11 protein-coding genes, 2 tRNA genes and 10 pseudogenes are annotated in these 19126 nt (G+C 56.5%); 14 read left to right on the forward strand and 9 right to left on the reverse strand.

Translation table 11 applies throughout. From position 1 onward, the window contains the following. Positions 1-2: 2 nt before the first annotated feature. The 4 genes and pseudogenes from EoCCA6_RS21580 to fumD form a co-directional block, all read left to right on the forward strand. Positions 3-735: pseudogene (locus EoCCA6_RS21580) on the forward strand (methionine ABC transporter ATP-binding protein); the annotation flags it as partial. Then, positions 728-1384: pseudogene (locus EoCCA6_RS00015) on the forward strand (methionine ABC transporter permease). The pseudogenes EoCCA6_RS21580 and EoCCA6_RS00015, both read left to right, overlap by 8 nt. 24 nt (positions 1385-1408) lie before the next feature. After that, positions 1409-2220: pseudogene (locus tag EoCCA6_RS00020) on the forward strand (MetQ/NlpA family ABC transporter substrate-binding protein). 106 nt (positions 2221-2326) lie between these two features. Further along, complete coding sequence (gene fumD, locus EoCCA6_RS00025) at positions 2327-2566, forward strand: fumarate hydratase FumD (protein ID WP_152080886.1); 240 nt, start codon at positions 2327-2329, stop codon at positions 2564-2566. On the opposite strand, the pseudogene EoCCA6_RS00030 reads toward fumD, so the two are convergent. From EoCCA6_RS00030 to EoCCA6_RS00045, 4 genes and pseudogenes are all read right to left on the reverse strand, one after another. Then, positions 2543-3200 (reverse strand): annotated as a pseudogene (locus tag EoCCA6_RS00030) (amino acid ABC transporter permease); the annotation flags it as partial. The gene fumD and the pseudogene EoCCA6_RS00030 overlap by 24 nt on opposite strands. Then, positions 3197-3926 (reverse strand): annotated as a pseudogene (locus tag EoCCA6_RS00035) (amino acid ABC transporter permease). The pseudogenes EoCCA6_RS00035 and EoCCA6_RS00030, both read right to left, overlap by 4 nt. Beyond that, on the reverse strand, positions 3926-4738 hold the full coding sequence (locus EoCCA6_RS00040; protein ID WP_152080887.1) for an amino acid ABC transporter ATP-binding protein: 813 nt from the start codon (positions 4736-4738) through the stop codon (positions 3926-3928). Before EoCCA6_RS00040 ends, EoCCA6_RS00035 begins: the two are co-directional and overlap by 1 nt. A 1-nt stretch (position 4739) precedes the next feature. After that, positions 4740-5556 (reverse strand): annotated as a pseudogene (locus EoCCA6_RS00045) (ABC transporter substrate-binding protein). Positions 5557-5806: 250 nt separating this feature from the next. Here EoCCA6_RS00045 and EoCCA6_RS21700 point away from each other — a divergent pair. Continuing rightward, positions 5807-5932: a hypothetical protein gene (locus EoCCA6_RS21700; RefSeq protein ID WP_269777602.1), complete on the forward strand. Its 126-nt coding sequence runs from the start codon at positions 5807-5809 to the stop codon at positions 5930-5932. A gap of 182 nt (positions 5933-6114) precedes the next feature. Continuing rightward, positions 6115-7526: pseudogene (locus EoCCA6_RS00050) on the forward strand (DUF1996 domain-containing protein). 32 nt (positions 7527-7558) lie between these two features. Here EoCCA6_RS00050 and EoCCA6_RS00055 read toward each other — a convergent pair. Next, a complete protein-coding gene (locus EoCCA6_RS00055) occupies positions 7559-7699 on the reverse strand; it encodes a hypothetical protein (protein WP_013096938.1) in 141 nt (46 codons plus the stop codon). A gap of 125 nt (positions 7700-7824) precedes the next feature. On the opposite strand from EoCCA6_RS00055, the pseudogene EoCCA6_RS00060 reads away from it, so the two are divergent. Continuing rightward, positions 7825-8598 (forward strand): annotated as a pseudogene (locus EoCCA6_RS00060) (MBL fold metallo-hydrolase). A gap of 71 nt (positions 8599-8669) precedes the next feature. Next, positions 8670-9304 (forward strand): annotated as a pseudogene (locus EoCCA6_RS00065) (carbonic anhydrase). 28 nt (positions 9305-9332) lie between these two features. Here the strand turns inward: EoCCA6_RS00065 and EoCCA6_RS00070 are convergent. Beyond that, positions 9333-10928: pseudogene (locus tag EoCCA6_RS00070) on the reverse strand (FAD-NAD(P)-binding protein). A 423-nt stretch (positions 10929-11351) separates the two neighbouring features. Here EoCCA6_RS00070 and EoCCA6_RS00075 point away from each other — a divergent pair. The 6 genes from EoCCA6_RS00075 to EoCCA6_RS00100 all read left to right on the forward strand — a co-directional run bounded on the left by EoCCA6_RS00075 (position 11352) and on the right by EoCCA6_RS00100 (position 17351). Beyond that, the gene (locus EoCCA6_RS00075) at positions 11352-12710 is read left to right on the forward strand and encodes an SPFH domain-containing protein (protein WP_152080888.1); all 1359 of its coding nucleotides are present in this window, start codon (positions 11352-11354) and stop codon (positions 12708-12710) included. Next, positions 12692-13060: an SPFH domain-containing protein gene (locus EoCCA6_RS00080; protein ID WP_152080889.1), complete on the forward strand. Its 369-nt coding sequence runs from the start codon at positions 12692-12694 to the stop codon at positions 13058-13060. Before EoCCA6_RS00075 ends, EoCCA6_RS00080 begins: the two co-directional genes overlap by 19 nt. After that, positions 13057-14058 carry an SPFH domain-containing protein gene (locus tag EoCCA6_RS00085; protein WP_152080890.1) on the forward strand — a complete coding sequence of 334 codons (1002 nt, stop codon included), beginning with the start codon at positions 13057-13059 and terminating at the stop codon, positions 14056-14058. Before EoCCA6_RS00080 ends, EoCCA6_RS00085 begins: the two co-directional genes overlap by 4 nt. Beyond that, positions 14055-15125, forward strand: a complete 1071-nt coding sequence (gene hflK, locus EoCCA6_RS00090) for a protease modulator HflK (RefSeq protein WP_152080891.1) — start codon at positions 14055-14057, stop codon at positions 15123-15125. The genes EoCCA6_RS00085 and hflK overlap by 4 nt, the downstream gene beginning before the upstream one ends. Next, positions 15122-17029 carry a heavy metal translocating P-type ATPase gene (locus EoCCA6_RS00095; protein ID WP_152080892.1) on the forward strand — a complete coding sequence of 636 codons (1908 nt, stop codon included), beginning with the start codon at positions 15122-15124 and terminating at the stop codon, positions 17027-17029. The genes hflK and EoCCA6_RS00095 overlap by 4 nt, the downstream gene beginning before the upstream one ends. 61 nt (positions 17030-17090) lie before the next feature. Further along, positions 17091-17351, forward strand: coding sequence for a hypothetical protein (locus tag EoCCA6_RS00100; RefSeq protein WP_152080893.1), 261 nt, complete (start codon positions 17091-17093; stop codon positions 17349-17351). Positions 17352-17431: 80 nt separating this feature from the next. Here EoCCA6_RS00100 and EoCCA6_RS00105 read toward each other — a convergent pair. From EoCCA6_RS00105 to mdtK, 3 genes are all read right to left on the reverse strand, one after another. Beyond that, positions 17432-17508: transfer RNA gene (locus EoCCA6_RS00105), tRNA-Val, on the reverse strand. A gap of 3 nt (positions 17509-17511) precedes the next feature. Further along, positions 17512-17588: transfer RNA gene (locus EoCCA6_RS00110), tRNA-Val, on the reverse strand. A 153-nt stretch (positions 17589-17741) separates the two neighbouring features. Next, positions 17742-19115 (reverse strand): MdtK family multidrug efflux MATE transporter, encoded by a 1374-nt coding sequence (gene mdtK, locus EoCCA6_RS00115; protein WP_152080894.1) that lies wholly within the window; start codon positions 19113-19115, stop codon positions 17742-17744. Positions 19116-19126: the final 11 nt, after the last annotated feature.

Consider the following 19126-nt stretch of genomic DNA (forward strand, 5'->3'; position numbering starts at 1 on the left):
CGCGCACGGTGAACGAGAACATCGCCTTCTCAATGCAAATCGCCGGCGTGCCCAAAGCCAACATCAAGGCCCGCGTGGCCGAGCGGGCTGGTGGCTGGTCGGGCTGAAGGCGCGAAAATGCGTACCCTTCGCAGCTCAGTGGCGGGCAAAAGCAGCGGGTAGGCATCGCGCGTGCGCTGGCGAATAACCCGGATGTACTGCTCTGCGATGAAGCAACCTCCGCGCTCGACCCGCAGACCACCGATCAGATCCTTGACCTGCTGCTGGATATTAACCGTCGTTTTAAGCTGACTATCGTGCTGATTACCCACGAGATGCACGTGGTGCGCAAAATCTGCGACCGCGTGGCGGATGGAGAACGGCAAAGTAGTGGAAGAGGGCGACGTGCTGAGCGTCTTTACCCATCCACAGCAGCCCATCACGCAACAGTTTGTCCGTCAGGTAAGCCAGTATGCCGAGGAAGAGACGTTCAATACTGAACTGGCAAACGAGCTGGAAGGCACGGTTATCCGGCTGACCTTCACCGGGCACAGCACGCATAAGCCGATCGTGGGGGAACTGACGCTGCGCTACGGCCTGCCGTTTAATATCCTGCACGGAAAAATGACGCAAACCGCCCACGGTGTTTTCGGGCAACTCTGGGTACACGTGGTGGCATCTGACGAACAACTGAACAATATCCTTGCCGACCTGCAGCAAAGTGATATTCAGGGCGAGGTGATTAAACATGGCTGAGGATCTCTTTCCGCATCTGAAGTGGGATCAACTGTGGGCGGCAACGCTGGAGACGTTGTACATGACGGCACTCTCTGGTGTGGCGACCTTTGTCCTGGGGATTGTGCTCGGCCTGGCGCTGTTTTTAACCGCCGTGGTGGGCTGTTTCAACCGCACGGTCTATAGCGTAATTTCGATTGTGGTGAACGTGTTCCGTTCTATCCCGTTCATCATCCTGATTGTATTGCTGATCCCATTCACGAAAACCATCGTGGGTACCATCCTCGGCGCAAATGCGGCGCTGCCTGATAGTGGGCGCGGCACCGTTCTACGCGCGTCTGGTGGAGATTGCCCTGCGTGAAGTGGACAAAGGGTCATAGAAGCAACGCGTTCAATGGCGCACGACTGAGCACCTTAGTGTTTCGGGTTTTACTGCCGGAATCTTCACCCACTGGTTTCAGGCATTACGGTGACGCTGATCGCGCTGGTGAGTTACAGCGCAATGGCGGGGGTGATTGGCGCTGGCGGTTTGGGAAATCTGGCTTATCTGGAAGGATTCCAGCGCAACCATGGTGACGTCACGCTGGTAGCAACGGTGACCATTTTGATCATCGTTTTCGTTATCCAGTTCTGCGGCGACATCATTACTTCACTGTTAGATAAACGCTAATAAATACACACAGGAACCATCATCATGAAAAAGACACTGACACTGATCGCCGCAGCAACCCTGAGCGCCCTGAGCTTTGCTTCCTGGGCCGATACCTTGACCGTGGGCGCGTCCAACACGCCGCATGCCGAAATCCTGGAGCAGGCGAAGCCGATTCTGGCGAAGCAGGGTATCGATCTGGAGATCAAACCGTTCCAGGACTACATTCTGCCAAAACCCGCGCTGGCGGGGCATGATATCGATGCCAACTACTTCCAGCATATCCTTACCTGAACAGCGTGCTGAAAGATCACGCGGCGACAAGGATTACGATTTTGTCAGCGCAGGTGCTATCCATATTGAGCCAATCGGTATCTACTCTAAAAAAATACAAGTCGCTGAAAGATCTGCCGGAAGGCGGCAAAATCATCATGCGTGATGCCGTTTCGGAAAGGGGTCGCATTCTCTCTATCTTTGAAAAAGAGGGTGTGATCAAGCTGAAGCCGGGCATCGACAAAGTGACCGCGCGCATTAGCGACATCGTGGAGAACCCGAAAAAGCTGCAGTTCACTCCTAACGTGGAAGCCTCCCTGCTGCCGCAAATGTACAACAACGACGAAGGCGATGCGGTGGTGATTAACGCCAACTACGCGATTGACGCCGGTCTGGACCCGGTTCACGACCCGATTGCGGTTGAGAGCGGTGAAAATAACCCGTATGCCAACATCATTACCGTGCATCGCGGTGACGAGAAGAAGAAAGATATCGTCGCGCTGGTGAACGTGCTGCACTCTAAAGAGATTCAGGAGTGGATTCGTACCAAATATAAAGGCGCGGTTATCCCTGTAAATAACTAATTCCTTGATTTTACAAAGAAGCCCGGCGAGATCCTCGTCGGGCTTCTTTTTGTATCCAGCCCACGAATCATTTAAGCTGAACGTTTAGGGCAATGGAGGGTTGGCAATGGGCAATGTGACCAAAGACGAAGCGCTGTACCAGGAGATGTGTCGGGTGGTCGGGAAGGTGGTGCTTGAGATGCGTGATTTAGGCCAGGAGCCAAAGCATATTGTGATCGCCGGTGTGCTGCGTACCGCGCTGGCGAACCAGCGCGTCAAACGCAGTGAGCTGACAACCGAAGCGATGGAAACAGTGGTTAAAGCGCTGGCCGGTAAGCCGCCAGCGTTTCGCGAGCTGTTCGAGTGAACAGCAGAGCAGGTAGTAGACCACACCGGTAAAGATAAAAATGGCGGCAGGGTAGATCTGCACCCGGTTATTCACCTGTCCTGCCACTGTCGTCAGTTCCGGCACGTTTACAATGAACGCCAGCGACGTATCCTTCAGCAGGCTGATAAAAATGCCCACCAGAGACGGCAGGATGTTGCGCAACCCCTGCGGAAGCAGCACGCGCCACAGGGTTTGTTGGGTGCTGAATCCCTGAGATAGCGCCGCCTCATACTGTCCGGCAGGCAGCGCGTTTAGCCCGGCCAGTACCGAATGCATCACCGATGCCGCCGTAAACCAGGCCAGCGCCAGCGTGACCGTCAGCGCACCTGGCAGATCGCCGCCGGTCATCAGCGGCAGCAGATACCACATCCAGAAAATCACGAAGATTAACGGGATTCCGCGGATCAGCTCTGCCCAGAAACAGCGCCTTGCGCACCAGCCCCGTATAACGCCAGGCCAGGCACGCAAGGGCAATGCCGCCAGGCAGGGCGAGCAGCGCTGCTCCTGTAGCCATCAATAGTGAGAGCAACACCCCGCCAGGCTCACCCGCCGCCGCACGTCCCCACAGCAGATAATCCAGGTTTTCGGTAATAACATTTATTCCGGCAATCATTTTGCACTCCCTCTGGCAGGGCCGATGCGCACCAGCACCATGCCCATCACCACGCCCGTGAGCAGATACAGTGCCGTTCCCACGGTAAATGCCTCCAGCGCGTGGGCGTTGTAACTCTCTATCTGCCGCACCTGGTAAGTGAGTTCGGCAAAGCCAATTCCACTGGCAAGCGAGGAGAGCTTCATCAGGTTGAGATACTGCCCGACGACCGGTTGCCAGGCGTTAGCCAACCCCTGAGGCAACAGAATGTAACGAAACAGCCGCCAGGCGGAAAATCCCTGCGCCATCGCAGCTTCACGCTGCCCGGTGGGGACGGAGCGCAACCCGGACTCGATCTCTTCAATTAAAAAGGCTGAAGTGAACACCCCCAGTCCCCAGGCAGAACATAAAAACTCCGGTGTGAACCACCAGATGTCGCCGGGCAGGATCGACCAGCTGTGATCTGCATTCACCACATCCCGAAACGCCAGCGGAAGCCAGTTCCAGGCGGCGAAATACCAGAACAGCAGTTGTACCAGGAGGGGGGTATTGCGAAACAGGGAGACCCAGGCGCTGACAACCCCTTCGCCGGTTCGCCCGCCAGAGAGGCGTAACAGCAAAAACAACAGCGCGAAAAGGCTGGCCAGTATCGCACCCGCGAGAGTGACCCATAGTGGTCAGAAAACCGGATAATATCCACTGCAGGGGCTGCCCGGTCAGCACCCCCTGCCAGTCGAGCGCGGGCATTACAGATGCTCCTGATGAAGCGGGTTGAGCACCTTTTGCAGGAAACGCTGCGCGCGCGGATGCGATGGTTGCGTAAAAAACTGCTCCGGCGAGGCCGTTTCCAGGATCTGACCGCCATCGATAAAAACAATCCGGTCGGCAATTTCACGGGCAAACTGCATTTCGTGCGTTACCACGACCATCGTGATCCCACTATGCGCCAGCGCTTTCATTACAAACAGCACTTCACCAATCATCTCCGGGTCGAGGGCTGACGTCGGCTCGTCGAACAGGATGATTTGCGGCGAAGAGGCCAGCGCACGGGCGATGGCGACGCGTTGCTGCTGCCCTCCTGATAGCTCTGCCGGGAAATGGTGGGCTTTTTCCAGCATGCCCACTTTTTCCAGCAGGACGGCACGTTCCTGAGCAGGCTGAGGTTTCCAGCCGTGGACGTGCTCCAGCGCCAGGGTAATGTTCTGGCTGGCGGTGAGATGCGCGTAAAGATTAAACTGCTGGAAAACGAAGCCAACGCGGCTGCGAAGCTGTCGAAGCGCCACGCCGGAAAGTTGCCCGGTGGGTTTGTTGTCGACCAGAATTTCGCCGCCGTTAAGGGTTTCCAGTTGGTTGATGAGCCGGATGAGAGTGGACTTGCCGGAACCGGAAGGGCCGAGTATAGCAACCACTTCACCGGGCGTGATGCTCAGGTTTATCCCTTTGAGCACCTCATGATTACCGTAACGTTTAACCACGTCACGAAACTCAACGCTGGCGTGTTCCAGACGTGAAAAATCCGCGGCACCGGCCGCGGAGTGTGAAAATAAACCTGAGAGCATATTACCGGGCTTCTATTTTAAAGGCGCGAGGCTGTGGGACGGGGTCTGTGGGCCAAACCAGGTGTCGTAGATTTTTGCGGCCTGACCGCTTTCTCGAGGTTAATCAGCTCATCGTTCACCACTTTCAGCAGCGCCGTTTCGCCTTTTTTCACGCCAACGCCAATCTCTTCTTTGCTGAGCAGGTCAGGCAGAATTTTGAAGTTCGCTTTATCCGGTGCTTGTGCCAGCAGGCCCGCCAGAATGGTGCTGTCCTGGGTGATCGCCTGCACATTACCGTTACGCAGTGCGGTCAGCGCCAGCGGAATATCATCGTAGGAGAGCACGCGGGACTGCGGGAAACGCTGGTGGAGAGCCTGTTCACCTGTTGTGCCTTTTACCGCACCAATACGCGCGCGGCTGTATTCGTCCAGTTTATCCGGGGACGTTGCTGGCACCAGGAACTGCTGTCCGGTCACAAAATAGGGGGTGGAAAAATCGATCACCTGCGCGCGTTCTGGCGTGATGGTGATGTCTGCCACAATTAAATCGGCTTTACCGGACTGCAGCGCGAATGCGGTTGGCCGGATTAGTGGCAACCAGTTCCAGCTTCACGCCAAGCGCTTTTGCCAGCGCGTTGGCGAAATCGACGTCATAGCCCACGATCTCATGGGTTTTCGCGTCGATAGAACCAAACGGTGGTTGGCGTCAAAGGTGGCGACTTTCACCACGCCTGCTGCCCTGATGTCCGCCAGTTGGTCGGCCTGCGCCTGTGTCGACAATATGCCGCCTGCCGCCAGTAAACCCAAAGCCACTGCTATTTCTTGATACGATTTTTTTATATGCTGCCATAGTATGCGTCTTCCCGTCGTTTTTGTTTTCTCCGGATACGCTCCCATAAGCTAACGCTATCGCCAAATAAGAAATTCTTCTTTGCTATAAGCAAAAAGCATTAGTGAACAAGGTGTTATTGACAAGTAAATGAATGGGAGGCTATTTGCGCATTCTGCACATTGACAGTCAATATTGGTATTTCCCTTACGTGAAATTTAGGTGTTTAACTGAGGACAGGTGAAGCGAAGGGTAAAGACGATGAAAAAGTGGATAAGCACGTTACGGCGGTTTTTTGCGACCCGGCCGGACAATGCGGAGAACAGCGCGCAACGTGTTCTTGAGTCGATTCTGCCTGTCGCCAGCCTGTATGGTCGACGTCGCTAATTGACCCGGAGTGGTTCCATGATAAAACGTCACGCTGAACTGCGCCGCACGCGCGAAATGTACTGGAATGAGCTGTGCTCACGGTTTGTAAAGCCAGAGAGAGCGGAAAAGTACGCTGTGAAACACTCTGTTAATTAACGCGCTTTTGTTACCAATGTGTCCTTTCATACATGGAGAAAATGATGAAACGGACCACGATAACAACGGCATTTTCATTCCCCGCTTTACTGCTCGCAATGCAGGCGGCACACGCCGCACCCCAGGCGCATGTTGTCTGCGGCTACTCCCACACCCTCGGCGATGGACGCCATCATGTGTTCGGCATGCCCAACGAGGCCATGCTGCACGACTTCTTTGGTAAACACACACGGATGCTTTCTCACGCCGGGAGACATTGCGCCAGCATGAAGAGACCACCTGTGATAACAAAGCGGACAGCTCTGCATACTGGGCTCCCTCGCTGCGTCTGCCTGACGGAACGGTCGTCAAACCTGCGTATCAAAAAACTACTATCAGGCATCGAATGTCGAAACGTATCCGCTGCAACCCTTCCGGCGGGGCTGTCGCTGCTGGCGGGTGACCACCATGGCACGACGCCTAATCCGCATATCACTTTCTTATGCGCGAACGGCAAAGGCCTATACCACCAAAACGGGGAGAAGTCTGTGGGTTACGTAAGGCACAGGATGCGGTGCAGTTTAATATTGGCATTCAGTTCCCGAACTGCCTGGGATGGGGTAAACCTGAAACCGGCTCATGGCCTTGCTAACGCGGCATACGATATAAAGGCAGTGCCCGGCCGCATTCCCGGTGAAAATTCCCACCGTGAACATGAACGTGGCTTACGTGATCACCAACGATCACTTTCTCGGATACCCGCAACGTGCAGCTTTCGCTTGACCCGATCATGCACGGCAATGAGCGCGAGGAGCTATGGGCATCTTTATACCGCGCATGCGGATTTCATGAACGGCTGGACGGAAGACGCCGCGCCGCTTTATACCGAGCTGTGTATTGAATCGCGGGATGGACTGCGGCACCACCGTGCCGTATGGCTACTCGAAAGCGAAGGCAAACGTCTGGCTGAGCAGCATGGAGCCGACGCTTTCTCTGCCGAACCGCAGGTTTACTGGTGCAGGATAACTGGCAGAACGGGGGCAGAACCCAAAACAGTGAAACCCTGTCACTGGTGAATTCAAGATCCCGCCGCTGCCGGTGGGGCAGGATGCTTCCTGTTTAAATACCGTGTGCGCATTTACGGCGGCAAAGTAGAGACAGACGGTGCCGATCAGATCTTTTCTACCCGGCCAGTAACGGACTGGGACCCGGCAACCGTGAGCTGGAAATCACGTCCGGCGTGTAATTACAAATCGGATGCTGTGCTTTACCTCAACCATTCCCGTGAATACCGGATGGTGGACGTAGACAAAGCAGTGCGCAAAGCGCTGGCAGAAGGGAAAACGGAGATCTCGTGGTATATCGGCGGCGATCGGCAGGGTAATCATTATCAGTTTGAACCGGGCTCCTCGCTCAAAGCCTCATCCTGATGCTCAGTGGATTCAAAAAGACGCCGGAATTTAACCCTTACGGGTAAAAAAAAGCACCGGGATTTCCGGTGCTTTATCGTCAGATTTTGCAGGCATCGCCGCAGTCGTCGTCCGCGACGATCGCCTGTGCTTTTTTGTCCGCGTCGTCCAGACGTTCTGCGTTGCGCTCTTCTGCTTCATCCAGTCCGTTAAAGACTAAGTTCTCAAGATCAATTTCCATGGGGCACCTGCATTGTTCGGTTTTTGATACTGGCACAGTATAGGGCAAAAACGGCTAGCCCTGCACCCCGCAGCACATAAGGATAATCCCTGCCATACTCAAGGCTTTACCGCTGAGGAAACCTCATGATTACTCTCTGTAAAACCTGCGGCACCTCTTATGACACACACCCGGAGCGATGTCCGATTTGCCGAAGACGAACGCCAGTACGTCCGAGAACCGGCCAGCAGTGGATTGATCTTGAAACCGTGACCGCCACGCACACGAATAAATGCAGCAACTGGAGCCGCAGCTGTTCAGCATCAAAACGGTTCCGTCTTTTGCCATCAACCAGCGGCTCTTCTTCTGCGCACACCGCACGGCAATATTCTGTGGACTGTATCGCAACCTCGACCCGGCGACCAGCACGTTAGTTGCCGTCGCTCGGCGGTATCAGTTGCCATAGCCATTTCCCATCCTCATTACTACACACCATGCAGGACTGGCCGCGGCCTTTAATGCGCCGGTTTATCTGCATGCCAGCGATCGTGAGTGGGTCATGCGCCAGCAGCCCGGCGCTTCACTTCTGGAGGGGGATTCTCTGGCGTTGATGCCGTCTGTAACGTCGTTGCGGCTCGGCGGACACTTTGCGGGCGGTACGGTGCTGCACTGGCATGAAGGCGAGGCGTGTGCTGGCAGGCGACATACTGCAGGTGACACCCGGTAAAGATGCCGTTTCGTTTATGTGGAGCTACCCTAATATGCTTCCGTTGCTGCCCGTACCGTCGAGCGGATAACCCGTCATCTTGAGGACAACCGTTTGAACGTCTCTATGGCGCGTTCGAAGGGCAGGATATGACGGCGAAAGCGAGTGAGATTGTGCAGCGGTCGGCCAGAAATATATTGCTTGTCTGAAGTAAAGGGCGGTGGGTAAACTTCAGTCGCGTGATCTCGATCATGTCTAAACTAAAACAGAAAAAGAGAAATGGCTATGCAACATATCATTGAAGGTTTTCTCAGCTTTCAAAAGAGATTTTCCCGCAACGTAAAAGCTCTTCCGCAGTTTAGCGTCCAGCCAGAATCCCAAAGCGTTGTTCATCTCCTGCTCCGACAGCCGTCTGGTTCCCGAGCTGGTCACCCAGCAAGAGCCGGGACAGCTCTTTGTCATTCGTAATGCTGGCAACATTGTGCCACCGTTCGGGCCGGAGCCGGGTGGTGTATCCGCCACCATCGAATACGCTGTCGTGGCGTTAGGCGTGACCGATATCGTGATCTGCGGTCACTCTAACTGTGGCGCAATGAAAGCAATTGCCGACAATGCGAACCTTGAGCCAATGCCTGCGGTGTCTCACTGGCTGCGTTACTCCGATGCGGCAAAAGCCGGTGGTTGAGAAGAAAACCTGGGACACGCCCGTCGATAAAGTGAACGCAATGGTGCAGGAGAACGTGTTTGCACAGCTGAGCAACATTAAAACGCATCCGTCGGTTGCTGTTGGTCTGCGCAACAACTCCATTCGCCTGCACGGCTGGGTATATGACATCGAAAGCGGCGAAATCCGTGCGCTGGATAAAAACAGCAAAACCTTCGTGTCTCTGTCTGAAAACCCGGAAGTCTTCTTCGAGTAGTCAGACGCGTCAGGGCACGGAGGCCCTGTCAGTTCTCCACAAAGGGCAGTTTCCTGCGCGATCCCGTTGCTGGTTTCTCCGCTGCTTTCGCCATTGCCTCCCCCAGTTCTGCGCACTCTGCAAGCCCCTGCACAAACGGCTGGTCGTGCATCAGCCACGGTATCGCACCGAAAGCAATCCGTCCGCGAAGGGTTTCCGGTTCCCTGAGCGTGTAATCGTCACCCACATCAGGTATCTCTTCGCCGGTTTCCTGAAGCTGCTTACGCAGCGTGGGGAAGGGCAGATCTTTCGTTTTCAACGGTTTTTGCCCACGCGCATCGATAAATACATCGAAACGGTGAGTTTTCTCTTGTGTCGTAATCACGGTTTGGTCGCTGCCGATATCAAGCTCATAGTCGTCGCCGAGCGCCAGCACGCTGATTATCCCGGCTTCACGCAGAGCCAGCAGCCTGCGGATGGACTGGGACGGAATGGCAGCATAATTATCAATAAATACGCGTGCCAGCCCCGTTTTGAAGCGCTTCCGGTCTTCTTCATTGAGGTGAGGGACAATCTCCTGAACCACTTCATGCAACCGGAGAACGGCGTAGCGCCAGGGAACGGTATGCCTGTTTTGTTTGTTGCGTTCAACTTCTTCCAGGTTATCTTCGGCCCAGCTGAACGGGTCGTGTTTTTTACGATCGGCAAACCAGGCATCACGAATGCTGTCTGCATCCAGCGTGTTCAGGGCTATCGCTTCGCTCCACTGTGGATCGGCATGTTCAAGCTCTTTCACCATCAGGGTAAATATCCGGTCAAGTAACCCTTCTGCGCCCTTAGCTATTTCGGCTTCAGCGACCGTTTCAGTCAATACGGAAAGCGACTCATACGGGATGGGGCAATAAAAATCTGCTTCCGGCAGAATGCCGGTTCGCGACATCAGGGTGATGCTGAGCGCCTGGCTTTTCTCATCGAGCCTGAATTGGTCGCCCGTAAAGTCGCCATGCTGCATTGCCACCGCCATGGCAGCATCCAGACCGCTTAAGGATGTCCCCATAATACCGACCTGGCAGGCGCGGATGGTGGCGTCCATCAGCCCGGACCAGGGGCTGGGGAAGTAAGTGCGGGTTGCCTTTTCTTCATCCGGCCAGACATGACCTGTCGCAATCACGACAAGGTCAAACCTGTCAGGGTGCGTTTCTCCGTTTACCGAAAGCGTAACCTTATCTGTCGTGGCGGTGATATCGGTCACTTCGGCTGATTCATGTACCTCAACCTGAAATCCCTTTTTTTCAGCCTCGGCGACGATAGCCAGAAACCGATCGCGAAAATACTCACCCAACAGAATACGCGGCAGAAATTGCCGGTCGTGCAAGGTCGCTTTATCCACCTTAAACCGGCGCAGATGTGCTTCACTTTGCGTTTCAGCCAGTCGAGATACGTGATGAAAACGGGCGGAATTTCAATACTGGCGATATTTGCCAGCATCAGCCGTGAATTTTCCTCATCACTGTAGGGCATCCCGACGCCCGCTTCTTCAGCCTGCTCAAAAACCGAGACAGCAAGAGGTGTCGTGTTTTTCAAAAGAGAATAAAAAGGTGTAAATCCCTGTGGGGCCTGAGCCGATAATAGCGATTTTCTTCATCGACACTCTTCCTTCGTTTTATTGTCATATGAAAAGCGTAGCAAAAGAAGCGGTGAATCAGCGCGCGAAAATTCAGTCACATATTGATACCAAATTAAACGTACCCGCTGAGTATTTCCTGTTTTGATGACGGTTTGAATGTTATATCGTAACGCTTAAATCACGATCCGTGCGCCATTCCTGCTATTACCGTATGTATTTCAGCCAGGCAGGCGAAACTAATGGGAGTACCAGGGTGTCGTTACCGCTATTGCAGAATAGCGCTCAGGTAAGTCGTTTGCTGCAGCGCCTTCTGATCACAAAATTTGTCTTTACGGCTTTCTGCTGCCCGTCGGCCTTGTTTACCTTTTTCTGCATCTATTCTCTGACGTCGCAATCTGGTTATTTGCATTTCGGCTGCTGCTGGCTGCGGGGCTGGTGGCGATGGCGTTTGTAGAAAACGCGCTACGCTGTGAACAAGCTGCAGCACCGGTCGCGGAAATGCCCGCAGAGGAGCCTGCTTCCCCGGAGCCTAAACGGTTGCAGCTGCCACCGCAGTTGCAGGCCTGGCTATCGCATTTTCACCAGCATCTGGTCACTACCGCGACGATTTCCGTGCTGGCTCTCTGTTTTGCTATCGCAAACCTTGCCGATGCGGCGTTGTTCAGCGAAGCAGACACGGTTATCAGCCGCGTGATCCCTGGGGTGCTTCTGCTGCTGAGCTTTGGCCTGCTGGTCATTGAACGCATGATCAGCTTTAAAATTGTCCGCCACTGGCGCTATCAGCGCGAATATATCGGGCTGGCGCGTGCGATGCTCAGCCTTCTGCTGGTGCTTGCCGCTGCGCTGCTGCTGGTGATCTTTTCCCCAACGCTGGCGCTGTGGCTTTTCCGGCTTGGCAGCTTGCTGGTCCTCGTGATGGCGCTGGAATATCTCCTGCGTACCCTCATCACCGCTCTCACGCCGCTTCCGGCGGATGAGGCTCCCCGTTTTCTGACGGTCAGCACCGTTGCTGCCTTGTACCGCTGGCCTCTGCGCCCACTGACGGTGGTTCTGGACGCGCTTGAGCAGCGTTTTGGCATTGATCTACGCCAGGTGCAGGCGTTTCGCCTGATGGGAAAAACGGTTTTGCCCGTAGCCTTTGGCATTGCCGTACTGGGCTGGTTGCTGAGTGGGTTGACGGAAGTCCCGCTGCAGCAGCGGGGGATTTACGAACGTTTTGGCCGCCCGCTGGCGGTGCTCTCTCCGGGGCTGCATGTCGGATTGCCCTGGCCATTTGGTCGGGTTCGCCCCGTGGAAAATGGGACGGTACATGAGCTGCGGCTCAGTGATGAACCGGAATCGCAGGCGCAGAGCGCAGAGCCCGACAGTGCCGAAGGTCCTGCACCGCAGAGTAGCTGGCGCTTGTGGGATAGCAGCCATCTGACCGATCAATCACAGGTGATTGCCAGCAAGGCTAACGACCGCCAGAGTTTTCAGATAGTAAATATGGATATCCGCCTTATCTGGCGCGTCGGGCTGCGTAATGAGGACGCGCTTAACAGCCAGTATCAGGCCGAAGATCTGCCTGTGCTGATCCGCAGTATTGCCCGACAGGTGCTGGTGGTGCAGTTTGCCAGCAAGCAGCTGGATGTGCTGCTCAACGAGCAGCGCGCGAGCCTGGCGTCAGCGCTTAACCGGCAGATCCAGCAGCGTTTAGTGACACTGCATACCGGCGTGGAGCTGCTCTCAACCCGAATAGAAGCGATTCACCCGCCTGCGGGGCCGCCGATGCCTGGCACGGCGTGCAGGCGGCGCAAATAGCCGCCAGCGCGCGGGTCGCCCGTGAGAAGGGGTATGCCGCCACGGTGACTCGCGAGGCGCAACAAAAAGCGGAAAACCGCGTAAACGACGCGCAGGCCTTTGCCGCAGAAGATCTCGCGCGTGCCAGAGCGGAAGCGATCCATTTTGCGGCGGACGAGCAGGCGTGGAAGCAGGCCGGCGCGGCATTCCTTCTTGAGCGCCGTTACCACATTCTCAGCCAGAGCCTGGCGCATACACCGCTTTTGATCCTGGACGACCGTTTGCAGGGCACCCGCGAGCCCGTACTGGATTTGCGCCAGTATCCTGCATTATCCGACAGTACCGCACCACAGAAGGCCAGCACGAAATGAAGATCCACTCCATCACCTCTTCGGAACACGCGGAAAAAGTTGGCATACGTCAGATGACGTCGCCCGCGCCACAGCGCCACAAGCGGACGTTACGCATCGGTATTGCGGTATTGTTACTGGTGCTGGCGGTGCTCACCGCCTGCCTGCTTGACGTCAGCGCAGGCAGCGCGACGGTAGTGACGCGCTTTGGCAATCCACAGCGGGTCTTGCTCTCGCCCGGCCTGGCGTGGCGTTTCCCGGCACCCTTTGAAACGCCGGTGAATGTCGATTTACGCGTGCGTTCAACGTCCAGCGGTTTGCAGGACGTTGGCACGCGTGACGGGCTGCGGGTGCTGGTGCAGGCGTGGGTTATCTGGAAGGTGAAACCGGATAATGACAACGTGCTGCGCTTTATCCGCGCCGTGCAGAACCAGCCGGATGAAGCGGCTCGCCAAATCCGTACTTTTATTGGCTCGGCACTGGAAACCACCACCAGTAACTACGCGCTGGCGGATATCGTCAACGTCGACAGCAAGAAGGTCAAAATCGCTCAGCTTGAGCAGGCAGTGCAGGCGCAACTGAAAGCGCAGCTTCTCAACAGCTACGGCATCGAGGTGATCCAGACCGGTATTGAGCGCCTGACGCTACCGGCCGTGACGCTTAACGCCACCGTTGACCGCATGCGTGCCGAGCGGGAAACCATTGCAGCGGAGCGGACGGCTGAGGGGAAACGGCTGGCGGCGGAGATCCATTCACAGGCGGATCGCGATGGACGCATTCTGGAAGCTGATGCCTCCGTTAAAGCGGCGGCTATTGCCGCCAACGCACAGCGCGACGCAGCGGCAATATATGGCAAAGCCTGGGCCAGCGATCCGCAACTTTATAGCCTGCTGCGTTCCCTGGATACACTCAGCACCATCGTTAATGGCAACACCCGCCTGGTGCTGCGTACCGATGCAGAACCGTTCCGCGCGCTGGTGCAGGGGCCAGACCAAACACCAGAGGCGGCTAAACCATGATGCAGCCACCGCTGAAGCGCACTCCCTGGGGGCAGTCATACCGGATTGCGTTCTTTGCCCTGTACGGCGCGGCGATTATCGCGGCCTGCGCGTGGCTGTTTTCCAGTATTTATCAGGTCGCCCCGGACAGCCGGGCGATCGTTTACCGCTTTGGTAAGCCCGTTCGTGTGGAAAACGCCGGGTTGCTGTTTGCCTGGCCCTATCCGATTGAACGCGTGGAGCGGGTGCCCGGCGAGGAGCGAATTCTGGAGCGCGATGTTCAGGCGTTGCAGCGCAGTCAGCAGCTTGATCAGATCAACAGCTGGGAGCGCGATGGTGATGCCGGAGCGGGGGCGGGCTACCTGCTTACTGGCGATGCCGGGGTCGTACAGCTGAACGTGCGGGTCTTCTGGCGCGTCAGCGATCCTGTCCGATACGCGCTTCAGCGTCCGCATATCGATCCGCTGATCGACCGCCTGACCGAGCACGCCGCGGCGGTTGTCTGCGTGGGACGCGATCTGGATTCGATCCTGGTGACCCGTCCTGAGACGCTGCAAAACGATCGCCACGCGGCCCAGGAGCGGCTTCAGCTACGCAGCGACTTCAGAAAGGCGATGACGCAAAGTCTTACCCTGCTGGCTGCCGGAGGGAACGATCCGGGCATTCGCATTGAACGCGTTGATATCACCTCTTCTTTGCCCCAGAACGCGGTGGCAGCGTTTAATGCGGTGCTGGCGGCAGGGCAGCAGGCGGAGCAGGCCGTAGCCAGCGCCCGCACGGCGGCGGCGCTGCGTACCCAGCAGGCGCAACAGCAGGCGGATCGGACGCTTCAGCAGGCGGAGGCGGGGCGTCAGGAAATTCTCGCGCAGGCCAGTGTCGACACCCGCACCATTATGCAACTGGCCCAGGCGAGGCGTGAAGGGGCCGATGGGGGTCTTTTGCAGCGCCTGTGGCGTGAAAAAGTGACGGCTATTCTGGCGCAGGCGGGGCAGGTGATTACCGTCGCGCCGGGCGACGACAGCCGCTTGATCCTGCAGGGGTTGCCTGCACAATCCGCCACTCCGACCGTTAGCGAGAAAAAACCATGAGCCACCAGTGCAGCCACGGACACTTTCACTTTGACGGCAATCTGCAAACACCAGCCGAGCAGAGGCGTATGCTACGTCAGTTAACGCTGACGATGATCACTATTGGCTTGCTGCTGCTGAGCCTGCTCTGGAAAGCGCTTGCGCCTGAGCAACCCGGCATTAGCGACATCCTGGCGGGCATCGCGTGGCTGCTGGTGGCTATCCCGGTTTTTCGGGCCGCCTGGCACAGCCTGCTGCATCCCGATCTGCATGGCGTAACCGATCTGCTGGTGGTACTGGCAATGCTTGGTGCGTGGGCACTGGGTGATTTAATGACCGCCGCGCTGCTGCCGGTGATTATGATTTTCGGTCATATTCTTGAAGAGCGCAGCGTGATGGGAACCCGTCAGGCTATCGCCGGGCTGAGCAAACTGACGCACAGCCAGGCCAGGCGCGTGCGGGCAGACGGTGCGCTTGAGCAGATCGACAGCCAGCATCTCCACTCTGGCGACGTCGTTGAAGTGCGTGCCGGCGACAGGGTGCCCGCTGACGGGCAGATCCTTTCCGGCTATGCCAGCCTGGACGTGGCGCACATTACAGGTGAATCCGTACCGGTTGAAGCGGCAGCGGGAATGGCTGTGTTTGGCGGAAGCATTAATCTGAACGGCCTGCTGCGGGTGAAGGTCACCCACACGGGTGAGCAGTCGACTCTGGGGAAAGTGATTGCGCTGATGCAGGACGCCAGCCAGGCAAAGCCGCCGATTACCCGGATGTTAGAGCGCTATGCGGGCCACTATCTCATTCTGGTGCTGCTGATTGCGGCAACCACCTGGTTTCTGACGTATAACAGCCAGGCGATGCTGGCGGTGCTGGTTGCCGCCTGTCCCTGTGCGCTGGTGCTTTCAGCGCCCGCAACCGCAATGGCGGGGATAGCTGTGGCGGCACGACACGGTATTTTGATTCGCAACGCGGCATTTCTGGAAGAGCTGGCGGATGTGGATGCCCTGATTGTGGATAAAACGGGGACCCTGACTCAGGGGAAGCTCAGTGTCGTCGACGTGATGCTGGCGACCGACATGCCGCGTGAGCGCGTAATGCAACTGGCGGCAGCGCTGGGAGCTACCAGTAACCATCCGGTGAGCCGGGTGCTGGCCGGGACGGTGTCCGCGCCAGGTGAGGTAACACTGCGAGACATTGAAGAAATTCAGGGCATTGGCGTTGTGGCGACAACCGACGAAGGGCTGGCATTACTGGGGCAGCAGGCGCTGTTTGCTCGTTACCACATTGCGGTATCACCAGTGCCGGAGCACGATGGCCCGGTGGTTGGCCTGGCGCACGCTGGCGTTTTTCTTGGCTGGTTCCTGCTGGAGGATACGCTTCGCCCCGAGGCACCGGAGATGGTTGCGATGCTCAAATCACTGGGTATTGACAGGCAACAGCTGCTGACCGGCGATCGTCTGGCGGTGGCGAAGCGGGTGGCGCAGCAGGCGGGGATCGACGAACTTTCCGCCGGGGCGCTGCCTGCGGAAAAACTGCGTCAGGTGCAGCGTGTTGTTGATGAAGGGTGGCGGCCAATGGTGGTCGGAGATGGTATCAACGACGCGCTGGCGTTAAAAGCCGGTGCGGTTGGTATTGCGATGGGTGGTAATGGGGCGGATATTGCGCTGGCCTCGGCTGACGTGGTGCTTACCGGCTCTGATTTACGCCGCCTGCCATGCGCCATTCGGCTGAGCCGAAAATGCCGTGCCACGCTGCAGGTGAATGTGTTTATCGGGTTGGGCTGGACGCTGTTAATCGTCTCTGCCGCCGCAATGGGGCTGCTTGGGGCCACCGGGGCGCTGATTGCCGCGATTCTCCACAATCTGAGCACGCTGCTGGTGCTGCTCAATACCGGGCGCTTATTACAGTTTGATGAGACAAAGTGAATGCGAGATGGACACTACAGGCAAATGCAGGTTAAGCCTGCACTACATGAGGGTGAACAGGATGAAAATCAGTAAACTGGTTGCGATTTCGTTGTCGGTTGTCTCGACGGGGGCGCTGGCATTTCAGGCGAAAGAAAACATCAATCCGGCGATCTCTGCGCAGCAAATGCGAAATGTGGAGAATAATATTCTCAGTGGTTATTACAGCGAGCACGGCGAGCGACCACAAATTTCTGCCCTCGGGACTTGCGCTGCTGTGCCTGTACCTGGCTGTACTTGCCCGTACTGTACGGCGCTGCGCTCAATTAAAAATGGAATATAAGCGGACTGAGAAGTCGGTTGTAGTAACTGCGCAGTGGGTATTGGACGATCAAATGCAGGAATGATAGAGGAAAAACAGAATGGTGCGTCTGAATGGACTCGAACCATCGACCCCCACCATGTCAAGGTGGTGCTCTAACCAACTGAGCTACAGACGCAAATGGTGCGTTCAATTGGACTCGAACCAACGACCCCCACCATGTCAAGGTGGTGCTCTAACCAACTGAGCTATGAACGCAACGTGTTGCCGGTGACAACGGGGACGAATATTAGCGGCACAGCACCGCAGTGGCAAGAGGGAAAATGCAATTTTCTCTCTGATTTCACGCGATTGCTTCATTACCGCGCAAAGTGAAGAGAAAGTAGCCGCCTGCTGGCGGCTACTGCGTATTTAACGTGCGGCGCGTTGCAAAATAATGGTAGATGGCTGACGTTGCAGATAGCGCATACGCAGCATCATCATGATGGCCGCAGAGGTTAAGCCGATAATAAAGCCCATCCAGAATCCTGCTGGCCCCATACGGTCAACCACCAGATCGGTGAGCGCCAGAACATACCCACACGGCAGACCCAGTACCCAGTACGCAATAAAGGTAATAAAGAAAATAGAACGCGTATCTTTATACCCGCGCAGCACGCCGCTGCCGATCACCTGAATGGAGTCCGAAATCTGGTACACCGCAGCCAGCAGCATCAGGTGAGATGCCAGAAGGACCACTTCCGGATTATCGTTGTAGAGCAGGGCGATCTGCTCACGTAGCGCGACGGTAAAGAGTGCCGTACAGGCCGCCATGCAGACACCCACGCCAAGACCGGTACGCGCAGCCGTTTGCGCATCCAGCGTTGAACCTTGTCCGAGCCGGAAACCGACGCGAATAGTGACCGCTGCCGCCAGCGACATCGGCAGAACGAACATCAGCGAGCTGAAGTTCAGCGCGATCTGGTGGCCCGCAACGTCGATAATTCCCAGCGGCGACACCAGCAGGGCAACAACTGCAAACAGCGTCACCTCGAAGAACAGCGCCAGTGCAATCGGCAGACCCAGTTGAATAAGACGCGTCAGGATCGTCCAGTCTGGTGTGCTGAATGCCTTGTCATTACGGATGTCACGCATGGATCGCGCGCGTTTAATAAAGGTGATCATGCTGAAGAACATCACCCAGTAGACCGCCGCCGTTGCCACGCCGCAGCCAATGCCGCCGAGCTCTGGCATACCGAAGTGGCCATAAATAAAGATATAGTTCACCGGAATGTTAACCAGCAGACCGATAAAACCCATCACCATGCCAGGCTTGGTTTTTGCCAGACCTTCACACTGGTTACGTGCGACCTGGAAAAAGAGGTAGCCCGGTGCGCCCCAGAGCAGGGCGCGCAGATAGCCCACGGCTTTATCAGCCAGAGCCGGGTCGATATTATGCATCGCGCGAATGATATGGCCCGCGTTCCAGAGCACCACCATGATAAGAACGGAGACGAAACCCGCCAGCCAGAACCCCTGGCGAACCTGGTGGGCGATGCGTTCTCGTCGACCGGAACCGTTAAGCTGTGCGATTACCGGCGTTAACGCCAGCAGAAGACCGTGACCAAAGAGGATGGCCGGGAGCCAGATCGATGTCCCGATCGCAACGGCGGCCATATCGGTGGCGCTGTAGCCACCGGCCATGACCGTATCCACAAATCCCATTGCGGTCTGGGCCACTTGCGCGATGATCACCGGTATTGCCAGTGCCAATAACTGACGCGCTTCATTCATGTACTTCTGCACGTGAACACCTT

The organism is Enterobacter oligotrophicus (assembly GCF_009176645.1).
Taxonomy (GTDB): domain Bacteria; phylum Pseudomonadota; class Gammaproteobacteria; order Enterobacterales; family Enterobacteriaceae; genus Enterobacter; species Enterobacter oligotrophicus.